The 15,657-nt window shown below is 60.5% G+C and carries 10 protein-coding genes and 1 pseudogene; 6 read left to right on the forward strand and 5 right to left on the reverse strand.

Going from position 1 to position 15,657, the window contains the following annotated elements; all coding sequences use genetic code 11:
* The first annotated feature begins 13 nt into the window (after positions 1-13).
* The 3 genes from tssH to MESCI_RS31810 all read left to right on the forward strand — a co-directional run bounded on the left by tssH (position 14) and on the right by MESCI_RS31810 (position 3,964).
* Positions 14-2,779: a type VI secretion system ATPase TssH gene (gene tssH / locus MESCI_RS31800; RefSeq protein ID WP_013525311.1), complete on the forward strand. Its 2,766-nt coding sequence runs from the start codon at positions 14-16 to the stop codon at positions 2,777-2,779.
* A gap of 370 nt (positions 2,780-3,149) precedes the next feature.
* The gene (locus tag MESCI_RS31805; RefSeq protein WP_164753874.1) at positions 3,150-3,401 is read left to right on the forward strand and encodes a hypothetical protein; all 252 of its coding nucleotides are present in this window, start codon (positions 3,150-3,152) and stop codon (positions 3,399-3,401) included.
* Positions 3,402-3,478: 77 nt separating this feature from the next.
* A complete protein-coding gene (locus tag MESCI_RS31810; RefSeq protein ID WP_013525313.1) occupies positions 3,479-3,964 on the forward strand; it encodes a terminase small subunit in 486 nt (161 codons plus the stop codon).
* Here the strand turns inward: MESCI_RS31810 and MESCI_RS31815 are convergent.
* A pseudogene (locus MESCI_RS31815) lies at positions 3,889-4,071 on the reverse strand (helix-turn-helix domain-containing protein); the annotation flags it as partial. The gene MESCI_RS31810 and the pseudogene MESCI_RS31815 sit on opposite strands and share 76 nt — an antisense overlap.
* 404 nt (positions 4,072-4,475) lie before the next feature.
* The gene (locus MESCI_RS31820) at positions 4,476-5,852 is read right to left on the reverse strand and encodes an ISNCY family transposase (protein WP_164919931.1); all 1,377 of its coding nucleotides are present in this window, start codon (positions 5,850-5,852) and stop codon (positions 4,476-4,478) included.
* A gap of 355 nt (positions 5,853-6,207) precedes the next feature.
* Between MESCI_RS31820 and MESCI_RS31825 the strand changes: the two genes are divergently transcribed.
* Both MESCI_RS31825 and MESCI_RS31830 read left to right on the forward strand, forming a co-directional pair.
* Entirely contained in the window at positions 6,208-6,408 is a 201-nt protein-coding gene (locus MESCI_RS31825; protein ID WP_013525315.1) for a hypothetical protein, read from the forward strand.
* Positions 6,409-6,818: 410 nt separating this feature from the next.
* Complete coding sequence (locus MESCI_RS31830) at positions 6,819-9,455, forward strand: bifunctional diguanylate cyclase/phosphodiesterase (RefSeq protein ID WP_013525316.1); 2,637 nt, start codon at positions 6,819-6,821, stop codon at positions 9,453-9,455.
* Positions 9,456-9,716: 261 nt separating this feature from the next.
* On the opposite strand, the gene MESCI_RS31835 is transcribed toward MESCI_RS31830, so the two are convergent.
* Positions 9,717-9,923: a hypothetical protein gene (locus tag MESCI_RS31835; RefSeq protein WP_245265372.1), complete on the reverse strand. Its 207-nt coding sequence runs from the start codon at positions 9,921-9,923 to the stop codon at positions 9,717-9,719.
* A 236-nt stretch (positions 9,924-10,159) separates the two neighbouring features.
* Between MESCI_RS31835 and MESCI_RS31840 the strand changes: the two genes are divergently transcribed.
* Positions 10,160-12,373, forward strand: a complete 2,214-nt coding sequence (locus tag MESCI_RS31840) for a putative bifunctional diguanylate cyclase/phosphodiesterase (protein ID WP_013525318.1) — start codon at positions 10,160-10,162, stop codon at positions 12,371-12,373.
* 202 nt (positions 12,374-12,575) lie between these two features.
* Here the strand turns inward: MESCI_RS31840 and MESCI_RS31845 are convergent, their stop codons facing one another.
* The gene (locus MESCI_RS31845; RefSeq protein ID WP_013525319.1) at positions 12,576-14,555 is read right to left on the reverse strand and encodes a D-apionate lactonase family protein; all 1,980 of its coding nucleotides are present in this window, start codon (positions 14,553-14,555) and stop codon (positions 12,576-12,578) included.
* Positions 14,552-15,646 (reverse strand): ABC transporter ATP-binding protein, encoded by a 1,095-nt coding sequence (locus tag MESCI_RS31850; RefSeq protein ID WP_013525320.1) that lies wholly within the window; start codon positions 15,644-15,646, stop codon positions 14,552-14,554. The genes MESCI_RS31845 and MESCI_RS31850 overlap by 4 nt, the downstream gene beginning before the upstream one ends.
* Between the last annotated feature and the right edge of the window lie 11 nt (positions 15,647-15,657).

Below are 15,657 nucleotides of genomic sequence, written 5' to 3' on the forward strand. Positions count from 1 at the left end.
AGGAGCACGTTCGATGGAACAGCGCCGGTCGTCGCAGAGCTTCAAGCGTAAGGAACTGGTCGGCAAGCTTGATCCTGTCGGGGTGCGCGCCTTCAAGGCCGCGGCCGATAGCGCCAAGCTGCGCGGCAATCCTTACGTCGAACTCGTTCACTTCATCGAGCAGCTGGTGCTTTCCGACCGCTCCGATGTGCAAATGATAATCGCCGATGCGGGACTGGATGCCAGCCGGCTCACGGCAGATATGACCCGTGCCGTCGACAAGTTGCCCTATGGCGCAACCTCGATCGAGGAATTCTCCGATCATATCTTCCATGCAATCCAGGAAGCCTGGAACCTCGCGACGCTGGAGTTCGGCGTCGAGGAAGTCCGCAGCGCCCATATTCTGCTTTCCTGCCTGAAAACCCCGGTTCTGGAAGGCCTGCTGTCGAAGATCAGCGGCGAGTTCGACAAGATCGACGCCGATGCGGTTGTCGCGCGGTTCGCCGATGTCGTGGAAGGTTCGCTCGAAGGCGGCGCAGCCATCGCGGTTCCCGCGGCTGAAACGCCGAAGCGGACCATGGGCGGAGATTCGGCCTTGGCGAAATTCGCCACCGATCTGACCCAACGCGCCCGCGAGGGCAAGATCGATCCGGTCGTCGGCCGCGATCCGGAGATCCGGCAGATAGTCGACATCCTGATGCGGCGTCGGCAAAACAACCCGATCCTGACCGGCGAGGCCGGGGTCGGCAAGACGGCGGTCGTTGAGGGCTTTGCCTTGCGTATCGCTCAGGGCGATGTGCCGCCCACGCTGCAAGGCGTCAGCGTGCGCATGCTCGATGTCGGATTGATGCAGGCGGGCGCCAGCGTGAAGGGCGAATTCGAAAAACGGCTGAAGGCTGTGATCGACGAGGTTCAATCGTCCGAAACGCCGGTCATCCTGTTCATCGACGAGGCCCACACCTTGATTGGCGCCGGCGGTGCTGCCGGAACCGGTGATGCCGCCAATCTCTTGAAGCCGGCGCTGGCACGGGGCGAACTTCGCACCATCGCCGCAACGACCTGGGCCGAATATAAGCAGCACATCGAGAAAGACCCGGCGCTGACCCGCCGTTTCCAGGTGGTCAAGATCGACGAGCCGTCGGAGGCGGTGGCCGTTCTGATGTTGCGCGGGGTGGCAGGGGTTCTGGAGCAACACCACAAGGTGCAGATACTCGACGAGGCGATCGAGGCAGCAGTCGGCCTGTCGCATCGCTACATCCCGGCACGGCAACTGCCTGACAAGGCGGTGAGCCTCCTCGACACCGCCTGCGCCCGTGTCGCCATATCGCAGCATGCTACGCCAGCCGAGGTCGAGGACATCATGCGCCGCCGCCAGGCTCTGGAGGTCGAGCGCGGCATCATCGGGCGCGAGGCCGCGATCGGCATCGAGGTGGCTGAACGGCAGGCGCGCGTCGACACCGGGCTTGCCGAAAGCGAGATCACCCTGGCTGCGGCGCAGCAGCGTTGGGATCGTGAAAAGGTGCTCGTCGCCGAGATACTCGAACTGCGCGCCAGGCTGCGCGGCGAGGGTGTGGCGCTCGATGCGGCCACCGTTGGGGCCGATGCCGAACCGGCAGCGGCGAACGCAGAAAAGACCAAGGTAGCGGAGTCGTCAGAGACTGAGCCGCCCAAGGCCGCCCAGACGGACGCGGAGACACAGGCCGCTGCCGATCCTGCCGCCGATCTCGCCCGATTGCGCGCACTGATGGCCGAATTGGCAGCGGCACAAGGCGAGACACCGCTGATTCTGCCCTCGGTTGACCGCAATGCAGTGGCCGCCGTGGTCCAGGACTGGACCGGGATCCCGACCGGACGGATGCTGTCCAGCCAGACCGAAAAAGCGCTCAAGCTCGCCGCCACGCTTTCGGAACGGGTTGTGGGGCAGGATCACGCCATGGAGATGATCGCCAAACGCGTGCAGACCAGCCGCGCCGGGCTTGGCGCGCCTGAAAAGCCGGTCGGGGTCTTCCTGCTTTGCGGCCCCTCGGGCGTCGGCAAGACCGAAACGGCATTGGCGCTGGCCGAAACGCTTTACGGTGGCGAGCAGAACCTGATCTCCATCAACATGTCCGAGTTCCAGGAGGCGCACACCGTCTCGACACTGAAGGGCGCACCGCCCGGCTATGTCGGCTACGGCAAGGGCGGCATCCTGACCGAAGCGGTGCGCAGAAAACCCTATTCGGTGATCCTGCTCGACGAGGTCGAGAAGGCGCATCCCGACGTCCACGAAATCTTCTTCCAGGTCTTCGACAAGGGAATGATGGACGACAGCGAGGGCCGCCGGATCGATTTCAAGAACACCCTGATCCTGCTCACCTCGAATGTCGGCTCCGAAGTTATCATGGACCGCACAAGGAATGGCACGCTGCGGACCGGGCTCGACGATCTGGATACCGCCTTGCGCAGCCCATTGCTGAAGGTCTTCCCGGCTGCCTTCCTTGGCCGGGTGGTGACCATTCCTTACTATCCGCTCTCTGATTCGATGATCGAGGCGATCACTGGCCACCAGTTCGCCAAGATCGCTCGCCGGTTGCGGGCAACCAACGATGCGGAACTGGTGATCGGCGACGGTGTCATGGATCTGGTCAAGGCCCGCTGCACCGAGATCGAATCCGGCGGGCGGATGATCGATGCCATCCTGACCAACACGCTGCTGCCGGAACTGAGCCGCGGCGTGCTTAACCGGTCGCTCGAGGGCGAAAAGATGACCAAAGTCACCGTCGGCGCCTCCAAGGAAGGTTTCACTTATTCCTTCGAGTAGGTTCTGATCGTGTAGAACCTCGTCGCCCTCGGCTGCCGGCCCGCTATTCGCGATCCCCCGTGGCGCCGCAATTCGAGAGGTGGCGGTCTTGCCCGTGCGCGAGAACGACGTGCGCAGCCGGTAGCGGATCGTCCCCGACAGCACCGGCCCGCCGGTAGCATCGCGCCTGGGCTTGAAAGAAGCTCACTGGCTTATCCGATGTCGCCCAGACGCAAATTCCGCAGGCAATCCCGAAGGAGATCAACAGGGCGGGCGAGATGGGTAAGCGGTGCAGGGATTGGCTGGGCCTCTTTGTTGCAGACCCGCCCAAAACCTCCTGCAACCGGATCGGTTCGACATAAAATATTTACCGTGTTGGCATGGTTTACGAATGGTTTCGCGGGCCATCCACCTCATGGCCGCTTTGGCTTTGGCCGGACCGGTTAAGGTTGAGCCGGATGATTTGACCGGCTGCGAAACTCCTCGCAAATTCCTCGTTGTCGAAAAGCTGTTGGGTGGTCACGCCATCCTCGATGATCTGCACCGCCCATTGGCCGTCTATGTGTTCTACCCGAACACCGTCCTTCTGATCGTCGCCCACGCCCGCACTCCCACACAACGATGTGGGAAAAAAACCATGTGATCGGCAATCCAGCAAGTCACAAAACCGTACGAATCCGGCCGCTGGTTAACTTTGTAAAAGCGTCGAAATTTTCGCAAATGCCCGCACCCGCAGGAAACCAATTTTGGAAGGCCCGTAGCTCACACGGCCGCAGCCCGATCATCATCGATCCAGAGAAGCTGTGGACGGCATGTTGCGAGTACTTCGAATGGGTCGACGCGCACCCGCTCTATGAGGCCAAGCCCTTTGCGTATCAGGGCGAGGTGAAGATAGAGAACGTGGCGAAGATGCGCGCCATGACGATTTCACCAGCCAGGTCGAGGAAATCATCCGCACCCAGAAGTTCGAATCGGAACTCACCGGCAAAGACGGCGAACCGTTGCCGCTGGTTCCCGTGGTCAATGTCACAGTCCGCAGTTCTTGACCTGGAGCTGCATCCCAAGCAGGGGATAGCATTCAACACCGAAGCGACCGAAACGCTGTATGGTGGCGCGGCCGGCGGCGGCGGCTCCTCATCATGGCGCCGATTGCTCGGTCGGCCGCGCTCCTTCGACACCAGCCCGCCGGCGCCGTCCTGGTCATAGGCTTGCAACAGCCGGTGAACCTGACTGCGGCTGAGATGAAGAAGCTCCGCCGCCTGGACGCTCAGCCGCCGGTCGCGGATCTTCTGGATGGCTTCAAGACGATGCAGCTCTTTTTTGCGACAAGGTGATCAAAGGCATGCCGGCTCCGCAATACGCCCGGTCTCACGCCAGGCAGTGTGAAGTCGTCAGCCTTCCTTTCCAGCTTCGAGTTGGCCAGAGCATGAGCTGTGAAAGTCGGGGACTGTCGCATCTCTAAATTGCTCAAGTGTCGCATCTCTATATAACTGCTACATCCAGTGTGGCGGCGATGTAGAAATGTCGCTCGCTCTGCAAAGTAGAAATGTCGCCAGGGCCTGTTCGAAGGGCAGGGCGCAGCAAGTTAGAAATGCGACAGTGAGGCGCTTCTTGGCACCGACGTGAGCGTCCGATCGGGCGTCAGCTGGCCGGGGCTGCGCAGCCCGATCGGGGGCGATCCAGCTTGGCTCTCTGACTTTAACTTTGAGAGCCCGCCTCACTCGGCAGCGGTCAAGCTTGCCAGTGCCTGTTCTCGCCGCGCGATGACTGCAGGATCGTTCATGAAGTCCGTCCTGCGGCCCGGCTTGGTTCCGCGCTTCTTGTAGGCACTCTGCTCGCTGTTGGTCTTGATCTTCGGCGGAGGCCGCGCCTCATCCTGCTGAGCCTTGATCCAAGTCAGCACTTCGCCGAGCCGCTTGTTCTCGGTGACCGCCGTGTGCGTGACGCGCTGCTCCTTGTCGAAGACGGTGTAGGGCAAGGAACACGCTCTCCATCGAACATCCAGCCGACCGTCGGCGAACTCATGGATATCGACGTATTTGCCGACCAGTCCGCACGAAAGTTCGTTCTTCTCAAGCATGATCTGCCTGCGTTCGTAGGAGAACGACAATTGCTGGCCGACATAACGCTGCTCCCGCTTGCACAGCACGTCACGCAGCCGATCTGGCGCAACATTCAATGCGCGATGCAGATTGTCCGGTCGGGCAGGGACCTTGGCGAACCTCTCGTTGAAGTCGACCATGAACGCCGGCAGGAACGCATTGGCCGCCTCGATGTCCGATATCCCGGCAAGCCGCAGTTCCTTCACAAGCCGGTCCTGCAGCGTCCGATTGACCCGTTCGACCCGGCCCTTGGCCTGGCTGGAATTGGCACAAAGGATCTCGATGTTGAACTCAGACAAGGCACGCCCGAACTGCGTCATGCCGCGGCCGGCGCGAGCCTCGGCCTTCGCCACCCGAAACACCGTGTGCTTGTCGGAATAGAATGCGACCGGACAACCGTGCGTCTTCAGATAAAGCTCCAGCGCTTCGAAGTAGCTGAACGTACTCTCCGACTTCACAAAGCGAAGTTGTTGAAGCGCGCTGGTTGCGTCGTCGATGAAGACGAGCAGGGTGCATGGGTCGCCCCGCTCCTCAAACCAACGGTGATCGCTGCCGTCGATCTGCACCAGCTCGCCATACGACTCCCGACGTAATCTGGGCTGATGGAACGTCCTGCGGTGCTTTCGGGACAGCCAGATTCCAGCTTCCGCCATCCATTTGCGCAACGTCTCTCGTGACACGACCAGGCCGTGGTTCGCCGCCAACTTCTCGGCCGCCAAGGTCGGCCCGAAGTCGAGATAGTGTTCCCGAACCAACTGAACCGCCAGTTCGCCGATGCCGGCGACATATCGATGGTTTGACGGTCGTCCTCGAGCCTTGTGCCGAAGTGCTGCGGCGCCTTCGACGCGGAACGCCTTCAGCAGACGCTGGACCTGGCGGGTCGTCATATCCAGCACATGCGCCGCCGAGACGACCGTCATGCGCTGCTCCAAAACCTTCGACAGCACCTCGATGCGTTGCAGCTCGCGCTCGCTCATTAAGATCAGTCCCAACCCGCCGTCTCCCTCGCTCATGGACGAGCAAGGCGACATTCCTACTTTGCGGAATCAAGACATTTCTATTTTGCGGCAATAATCCAGAAGTCGCATAACATACATTATGGAACATGAAATTATGATTTGAAATCAATGTGTTGGTAAAATTTATCGGCTGTTAGCCACCCGCTCCATCATGCTTTCGCCGCACAAGAAAAGCAAAATGCGTTTCATCGTTGGGCCACCGGGCCCCTTTTGTTGCGAATAGCTGCTTTGTGCCGCGAGGACCTTGGGAAGCTATTTCCTTTCGAAAAAACAGATTTTTCCTTTCGGGTAGAGGTTGGGATATGATTGCGCGACAGGAGTGCGATCTATGCAGAGTTTCACCGTCGAGCTGATACGCGACGGCAAAGCTGTGGAACGTGCCGAGGTTCAGGCCGAAAATGTTGTTGAAGCTGCGAAGACGTGGGGACCAGTAACCATCCCGTACGCCGAAGAGCCTGACATCGGCGAATGGATCAGGGTAACGCACCCTTGCGGCAGCACGACAAGTTGGTTCGAGCCGGATCGTTAAGCGCGGCCAATTTAGAGCTCACTGGCCAGGATGCGTCAGGGCTGTGGGTAAGAGCCGTGACGAACGTCACGGCGTCGGGATCATAGCAGAAGATGGACGGATGACCCGGTGCGAACCAGCGATGACAGCATGTAGTAGGCTAATCCATCTTCCTGATGTCGATCTCGCCCCTCCCCTCTCCCAGGCTGTCCGTCTCGCTTTCCCTACCCTTCTTCCGCCCGAGCAGGACGACCCTGCTGTTCGGCGCAGCAGGACTGGCCGGCACAGGCCCAACGGTACTACGCGCAGCGCCCAAGCGCAGCCTTTCGAAACTTGGTGGCACAGACCAGAAGCTTTTATGCAGATTGGAAGTCCAAATTTAAACAGTTCATCCTACGTTGGCCGATGGGCTTTTTGTCAAGGAAACGCAATTGAGCCGGTCGGGCAGAACGGATTTTGACTTTGATGGTGCAAGAAAGGCGGTTTTTTCGACCGCCAACTTGCCGGCGGCAATTGCGTTGGCCGTGCTTGTGATCTGCGCGGTCCTTGCGGACTTGCAGAACACGAAAGTGTCCGATCAACTCGCGCGCGCCGAAGTCCAGGCCAAGGTCAACATCATAAGGGCCAAGCTCGAAGGCAATGTAAACGGTAATCTCCAGCTTGTTCAGGGCCTCGTCTCGGCCATAGTTACAGAGCCGTACATGGGACAGCAGAGATTTGCGTCCCTGGCAAGCAACCTGTTCCGACAGAGATCGCAACTGCGCAACATCGCCGGTGCGCCCGATCTCGTCATCTCGCTGATGTACCCGATGGAAGGCAACCAGAAGGCGATCGGGCTCGATTACCGCAAGAGCGAGGCGCAACGGACGGCGGCGCTTCGCGCGCGAGACCTCGGCGTTCTTGTGTTGGCAGGCCCCGTCGACCTGGCCCAGGGAGGGCGGGGCTTTGTCGGGCGCATTCCCGTCTTTGTGCCGACGGCGGGCGGCGGCAGCCGATTCTGGGGCATCCTCTCCGCTGTCATCGATGTCGATCAGCTTTACGCGGCGAGCGGCTTGAATGACCCCGGGATTGATATTGATGTCGCCCTGACGGGGACCGACGCGCTTGGCGGTGGCGGCAAAAAATTCTTCGGGGGAGACAATGTCCTCGCCGGCAAGCCGGTGTCGGCCGATGTGCAACTGCCTTCGGGCTCCTGGCTGATTTCGGCTATACCGAAGGGAGGCTGGCCGGCCATTCCGAACAATGCGTGGATGTTGCGGGGGCTCATAGCCTTTGCCGGCGCGCTGGTGGTGCTGCCGATCCTGGTGGCCGGGCGACTGTTCGGCGAACGACAGAAAAACTATGCCGAGCTCAGACGTCTGTCTGGCCGCCTTGAGTTGGCCCTGGAAGCTTCTGGAATTGGCGTGTGGGAGCACGACCTGGCCACAAAAGAACTGCTATGGGACGACCGCGTCAACCAGATCTACGGCAAGCCAGCCGATGGCAAACCGCGCGGTTATGAAGACTGGGCGATGGCCATTCATCCCGAAGATTTTGACAGGGCGCGCCAGGAGTTCGACGCGGCCGCCGAGAGGGAGGGACCGTATTCTTCGCAATATCGAGTCCTGCTAGCGGACGGTACCACGCGCCACGTGCGCACGCGCGCAGCCTTCTTCCAGGACATCGGCGGCACGCCGAAGATGATCGGCGCCGAGTGGGACGTCACCAGCGACGTGCTGCTCAATGAGACGCTCATTCGAGAGCGCCAGCTGTCGGAATCGAAAAATGCCGAACTCAAGGTCGCAAAGGCGCATGTAGAGCATGTTGCGCTGCACGACCCGCTGACCGGCCTGCCCAACCGCCGCTATCTCGATGAGTTGCTTGCCGAAAAAAGCGTAACGGGGACCCGCACAGCGCTGCTGCATCTGGACCTCGACCGCTTCAAGCAGATCAACGATACACTCGGCCACGCAGCCGGTGACGCCATGCTGGTGCACGCCTCCAAGGTCATCAAGGTCAACACGGGTCCCGGTGATTTTGTTGCACGCATCGGCGGTGACGAGTTCGTCGTGGTGAGCCATGGACGTGATGACAAGCAACTTTCCGCGCTCGGCGACCGCATCATCACGCAGATGCGCCGACCGGTCGATTTTCAGGGCAACCCGTGCCGGTTCGGGGTGAGCATCGGAATTGCCGCCGGAACCGACGCCAAGCAACTGCTCGTCAACGCCGACCTCGCTCTTTACCGGGCGAAAGGAAGCGGTCGCAACCGACACGAATTCTTTGACGAAGAGCTGCAAAGCGAGATCGTGCGGACCAAGCAAATTGCCGACGAAATCCTGGGCGGGTTGGAGCGCGCCGAATTCACAACATACTATCAGCCGCAGTTCGACGCCAGGACACTTGAGATCGTCGGGGTCGAGGCGTTGTCGCGTTGGAAGCATCCCGAACGCGGCATCCTGGCCCCACAAAGCTATCTCAAAGTGGCCGAAGAACTCAACGTCGTGGCAGTCATCGATCGCGCTGTCCTGGAACAGGCGCTTGAGAATTTCGACCAATGGTCGAACAGCGGTCTCAAGATCCCGCACGTCTCGGTCAATGTCTCCGCCAAGCGGTTGGAGGACAAGGATCTGATCGATGGCTTGCGCAAGCTTGCCATCAGGAAGGGCACGGTGTCGTTTGAGCTGGTTGAGTCCATCTTCCTCGATGAGAATGACGACCTGGTCACCTGGAACCTGGAGCACATTAAGGAACTCGGCATCGACATCGAAATCGATGACTTCGGCACCGGCCATGCCTCGATCGTGTCCCTGCTCAAGCTGCAGCCGCGCCGGCTCAAGATCGACCGCCAACTGATCACGCCCGTCACCCAGTCGATCCCGCAGCGTCAGCTGGTCTCGTCGATCATTGAGATCGGCAAATCGCTCGGCATCGAAGTCATTGCCGAGGGTGTCGAGACGAATGATCACGCGCGCATCCTGAAGGAGCTTGGTTGCGATATTCTGCAGGGCTATGTTTTTGGCCGCCCAATGGACGCCAAGGCCTTCACGGCGTTTGCCCAATCGCGCAAATGGTTGGCCGTGGGGTAAGGTCATGCCTCGCGCGGTAAGGCAGGCAGGCCGAGCGGTTCAACCGGCGCCCAGTCGCGAATTGGCTCGAGCACACTGCACTTGCATCGGCAAACCCACCGCCACCCTTGTCCCCAAAGTGCCCGACCGGCTCTGCGTGCCGGTGAAGTGACCGAAAGCAAATTTCTCGTCAGGTCTCTCAGATCTCATAATCCGACGGTCCGGTGGCGCGGCATGGGCTGTTAGCTCCAGACAGCTGAAGATAGCCAAAAGCGTCCGGCGTTATGGGCGAAGGAGCGCGGCACCAAATTGCGCCCACAATCGATCGCAGTCATTTGCCCTGAGGCTTGGCGTTCCCGGTTCGCCGTAGAAGACCATCGCCGAACGGACATCGTAACCGAGCACCGAGGCATTGGCCACGAACTGAATTGCCATTCCCAAATTCATCGCGTTGATCCTTACCTCGGCTTTAGTGCTGAGATCGACCACGCCGAAAATTTCCGCACCCCCACTTCTGCCGGCCATAACCGTCGTCGAGAGCGCGTTCCCCAAAGCGAGTAGCATTCGTGTTCAGTCCCCGCAAAGGCCGCTCTCGAACGCGCGCGCGGCGAATTTGTTCCTTGGCAGTTCAACGCCGGGCTATCGAACTGGCCTTTTCAAACTTGCAGCTTGCCTGATGCCGCGCCTTTAACGGTCCAGCAGTTTTCTTAGCGTAAAGCAGCCTCATGACGCTGCTCCGGCATTTCGGCGAACCAACACGTCGCCTTTTTTTCAAGCGAACGGCTTTGCCCATCATTGTCGTGACGCTGCTTGTTGCGACCCTCACCACAGGCCTTTTGCTGTGGTCGGCGACCCAGTCCGATGGTGTTGCCGTGTCGCGGCAGAAAAGCTTGGTCGCCTTGATCATATCCAAGCTGGAGAGCGGAATAGCCCACGATCAGGAGAGCGTCACCGTCTGGGACGACGCGGTCAGCGCCCTGCGGAGCCAGGATGCCAAATGGGTCGACACCAATCTCGGCACCTGGATGCACACGTATTTCGGCCACGATGAGGTCTACATTCTCGATCCGAAGGACGCGCCAGTCTACGCATTCGCCGATGGATCGGCGGTGGATCCGGCGAGCTATCAATCCATACGCCCGACCACTGCGCCTCTCGTGGAGAACCTCAGGGCGAGGCTGAAACAGGGGGACACCGACGGCGTCACCGAGCAGGTGCTCACGATAGGTGCTTCCGACATGGTCGTCATCTCCGGCCATCCTGCCATTGTCAGCATCAAGCCAGTCGTTTCCGACAGCGGCCACATTGCACAAGTACCAGGTCAGGAATTCCTACACGTTGCCGTTCGCTATCTGGACGGCAGTCTGCTTGCCTCCTTGCGCCAAGACTATCTCCTCGACGACGCACACTTCTCCTGGTCAAACATGCTTAGCTCTGAAGAGGCGTCCTATCCCCTCGTCGGTCGCTCTGGTTCGACTGTCGGCTTCTTTGTGTGGCAGCCATATCGGCCCGGGGCGTTTGTCCTTTTTCAACTGGTGCCAACACTCGTGGCGGTGTTCGGACTGGTACTTGGCGGAATTATTGTAGCTCTGGCCGCTTTGCGCCGGCGGACTTTGAGGCTGATTGAGACCGAGAATCACATCTATCACCTGGCCCACTACGACCTGCTTACAGGGCTGCACAGTCGCGGCCATTTCAACAGTCGTTTGGCTGATGCGCTGACACTGCTGCCCGCGACGGGCGAGCAGCTCGCGATCCTCTATCTTGACCTCGACCGGTTCAAGCAGGTCAATGACAGCTTTGGCCACCCTGCCGGTGACGAGTTGCTCAGGGAGTTCGCAGACCGGCTGAGGCGGCTGACCCTGGAGGTGGACACGGTGGCGCGCCTGGGCGGTGACGAATTCATTATCATCCAGCGCGCGGTCGCAGGCGAGAATGAGGTCAAAACATTGTGCGAGCACTTGATCGAGTCCGCGCGCCGGCCGTTCGAGGTCGCCGGAGTTCAGGTTTTTGTCGGGGTGAGCGTCGGCGTAGCTCTTGCTCCCAGGGACGGGGTGGACCAGGTCGAGTTGGTGCGGAAAGCCGACCTCGCCCTGTATCACGCCAAAGCCGGCGGTCGCAGCGGCTATGCTCTGTTTGAACCCGAGATGGACCAGACGCTGGCAAAGCGTAAGGGTCTCGAACAGGACCTGCGCAAGGCGCTGCAAACGCCCGGCCACATCCGGGTGCATTATCAGCCGCTTTACACCGCCGACACCAACAGGATGACGGGCGTCGAAGCCCTCGCGCGCTGGTCGCACGCAGAGCGTGGTTGGGTCGCCCCTGACTTGTTCGTACCATTGGCAGAGGAAACGGGGCTCATTGAAGTTCTAGGCGAGCTGGTTCTGCGCCAGGCCTGCCTTGACGCGGTGCATTGGCCGATCGAGACCCTGGCAGTGAACGTATCGGGGTTGCAGCTGAACAATCCGAGCTTTGCCATGAAAGTGACGAGCATCTTGTTGGAAACGCAAATGGATCCACGGCGGCTCGAGCTGGAGGTTACGGAAAGCACGCTCTCCGAGCGCCCCACCGAATGCCAGCAGAACATGGCAGCGTTGCGCAGTGTCGGGGTGCGCTTTGCGCTTGACGATTTCGGTACGGGATTTTCCTCATTGGGCCGACTGCAGAGCCTGGAAGTGGACAGGATCAAGATCGACCGAAGCTTCGTGCAGGGCTTTGGCGGCTCGAACGGTGACGAGGCCATCGTTCAGGCGATTATCGACCTGGCTCGCGCGACTGGCCTCAGCACCACAGCGGAAGGGGTCGAGACCGAGAGCCAGTGCAATTATCTGCGCAAGCTCGGCTGCGACCAGCTACAAGGCTTTTTGCTTTCAAGACCGGTGCCAAAAGAGGACCTTCAGGAACTCCTCGACGGCGGATCAAGGCGGGCGACCGCATGAGAATGCGTCTATGTGATTCCCGACGGTCGACGATGCCGCACGCGGATGCAAGCAGCGAATCTTGGCGGCCTGGGACAAGGTGCGTCGACACTCCCCTGGCCAGTGACGCCTGACGATCTGTGTCACCCGCTTCGGGCCAGAGCGATTGATGCGGCTGCGCATGACGTTGGGCTCAACTCTCAACTTCAGCGCACATCGGGCTCTAGGTCGAAAATGGTAGGTCGAGATCAACTCGCGCGACGGCGTAAGCGTCAAGCGAGATGAATTGGTCATCCAGCGGTCTTGCGGTACTTTCCATGAAGTTGGGATCGGTTGCCGCCCGTTCGAACTGCTCGGCGCCAAGAAGAGCTATACGGGCACTGCTCGGCGCATCCGGAAGTTTCACAGATTGCGCCTTGGAGGTGAGGTTGGCGACCCACAGTGTCACGCGCCAATCTTTTTCAGCTGCGATCGTCGCAATGGCGTCAGCGCCGGAAGTTCCTACGGACAGCAGGGTGGCTCCGCCGAGCCTTGAGAGACCCGCCATGACATGGAAAGCGGGATAGACCGTTCGGCCGTCCTGCTGGTCATACCATGGCTGGACGAAATCAGCCTTCCTGTGGATATGGCCAAAGGGGCCGGTGAAGTCCCCTACCGCGACGGCCTCGACCCCTCCGCGAGCGCAGGCCGCGAAATAGCCGAGCGTCCATGCCGCATTGAACAGCCCGCGCTGCCGTGGATCGATGCGGCTCAGACATATGCGGGCGTTCGCTTTGTTCGGCGCGGTGCCCTTTCCGTAGGGGTTCTCGCGGCAGCCGAGCTGACTGGGACCTATGCGCAGCGGCACGCGGTCGCCCGTGAAAGCATGTGCCGAGCGTATCTGATGAGGGATAGCCTGAAGCGTTTCCATCACCGAAATATCATCCGCCGCGTGCACGCTTGGACAGGTGGTGAAGGTCACGTAGTCGAGCGCTTCGGCTGGCGGACGCTTGCGATTGAGTTCGGTGAAGTAAGCGGCCATGCCTCCGCCCAGCCCGATCCCCGGGAAAGCCCGGCGAGCGGCGGAGTAGCATTCGTGGAAGCTGGGCATGACCGGCCGCGGTGCTCCCGGCTGAACGGATTTCATGTCCTGCGCCGGAAAGACGGAGACAGCTTCCAGTTTGAGGCCGATTGTATGGACCGCATCAGCGACGGGCGCCAATTCGCCGAATGGGTCGAGCGTGCCCTTGGTGATGATCTCGAGGACCACGCCTGCGCCGGTCAGCCGTGCAAGCGCGGCGTAGCTTTCGAGTTCATCATGGCCGTGTCCGAATCGGAGATCGACTTGGCAGACCATCCACTGCGGAGCCATTCGTCGTAGAAGCTCGGGGGATTCAAGCGCGTGCCTTGCCTCGTCGCCAGCGACGCCGACGCCAACGCGAGGCACTTGGCCGACGGGTCTGCCGATCGTCAGGTTGATGAGTGGATTGCGGTTTTCAGACGCCCCGGCACGAAGCGTTCCTGACACGTGTAGCCGGACGACCTGGGTGAATTTCTGGCCCTTGGGCAGTCGGTAAGGCCACGGGCGACGCAGAGGGCGGACATAGGTTTTATAGGAAGCGTCAGACCAATTGCGTTGATCCTCCATCTCGAAGGCATCACCGTCCATGGTGCATGTGGCCCAGATCCCAGGCGCGATCTCATGCGACAACGCCCGGATATCGGTGAACGGACATTTAGGGTCGATGTGGTCCGGAAAGAGCGATAGCTCATCATGACCATCCTCATGCAGCACCTTTACCGGCTTGCCCGCCAAGGCTTCGATCGGATGAAGGACGATGAAGCCGGTCCGATTCGTCAAAAGGTCAGTCTCGGGCTCTGCCTCGGCCGCAAAAGCCAGCGCACCATCACTACTGCCCGAGATCCGTACCTGATAAACCAGGCGACCGGATGTTGCGGAACATGTTGCACGGTATGCGACGCTGAACACATCCAGCCTTTCATCGATGTGGAGATCATCGAGAACGGCTGTAGCGGTTCCCCAATTTTCGTCCCGCACAAGGAACGAGATTCCGCGCAGAATCTCAATTCCGTCAAGGCGGATGTAGCGTAACGCCCCATTGTCGAAGTCGACCGACAACGATCCCGCGCGAAGTGTGCGCAAGGGTGGCTCGACCTGTTCGGTTCCACACAAGCGGATGGCTCGAGATGCTGCCAAGGTCAAATTGCTTGCTCCGTCGCAGCGTCAAAAATCGACGCCCGGTTCATGTTGATGTCGATCGGCAGTCTCTCGCCGGGACGGCTGACGTCGTGCGCCTGAAGCTCCGCCACCACTGGCGCGCCGGCAAGGCGGAAGGTCGCATAGCTGCGCGAGCCAGTCGGCTGCAGCAGGTCGATGGTTGCATCATAGCGCAGCGTGCCCGGCTCGGGGGTAGCAGCGTGTGCGCGTGTCAGATGTTCCGGGCGCAGCCCGAGCAGCACCGACTGCCCATCTATAGCGCCATTTAGAGTCCGCCCGGGGGCGATCGGCAGCAGACCATCGGCCAGCCGGATGGCGGCGGCGCTCCCGTCCAAAGCCAGCGTGCCCGGCAGGAAGCTCATGCGTGGGGAACCGAGAAAGCCCGCGACGAAGATCGAGGCGGGGCGCTCGAACAGTTCGAGTGGCGCGCCCTGCTGCTCGATCAACCCGTCGCGCATCAGCACGATGCGGTCAGCCAGTGTCATCGCCTCGATCTGGTCATGGGTGACGTAGATCATCGTCGTGGCGATGTCCTGGTGAAGGCGCTTGATCTCGCCGCGCATTTCGTCGCGAAGCTGGGCATCCAGATTGGACAGCGGCTCGTCGAACAGAAAGATGCGGGGGTTGCGGACTATGGCGCGGCCGATGGCGACGCGCTGACGCTGCCCACCGGATAACTGGCGTGGAAATCGCCCGAGCAAGGGGATGATGCCGAGCATACGCGCTGCCTCGGCAACGCGCGCCTCTACCTCGGGCTTCGGCATCTTGCGCGCCTTGAGACCGAAGCCGATGTTCTTCGCCACGCTCATATGTGGATAGAGCGCATAGTCTTGAAACACCATCGCCACGTCACGATCGCGCGGCCGCAAGTCATTGACCACCTCGCCGCCAATCTCGATCGTGCCTTGCGAACTCTCCTCCAGTCCTGCAATCGTCCTCAAAAGGGTACTCTTGCCGCATCCGGAGGGGCCGACCAGAACGGTGAACTCACCGTCGCGAATGTGGAGGTCAATGCCGCGCACCGCATGGAAGGCGCCGTAGCGCTTGTGCAAGCCGGTGATCCTGACTTCAGCCATGCCTGCCTCTT

This window comes from Mesorhizobium ciceri biovar biserrulae WSM1271 (genome assembly GCF_000185905.1).
Taxonomy (GTDB): domain Bacteria; phylum Pseudomonadota; class Alphaproteobacteria; order Rhizobiales; family Rhizobiaceae; genus Mesorhizobium; species Mesorhizobium ciceri.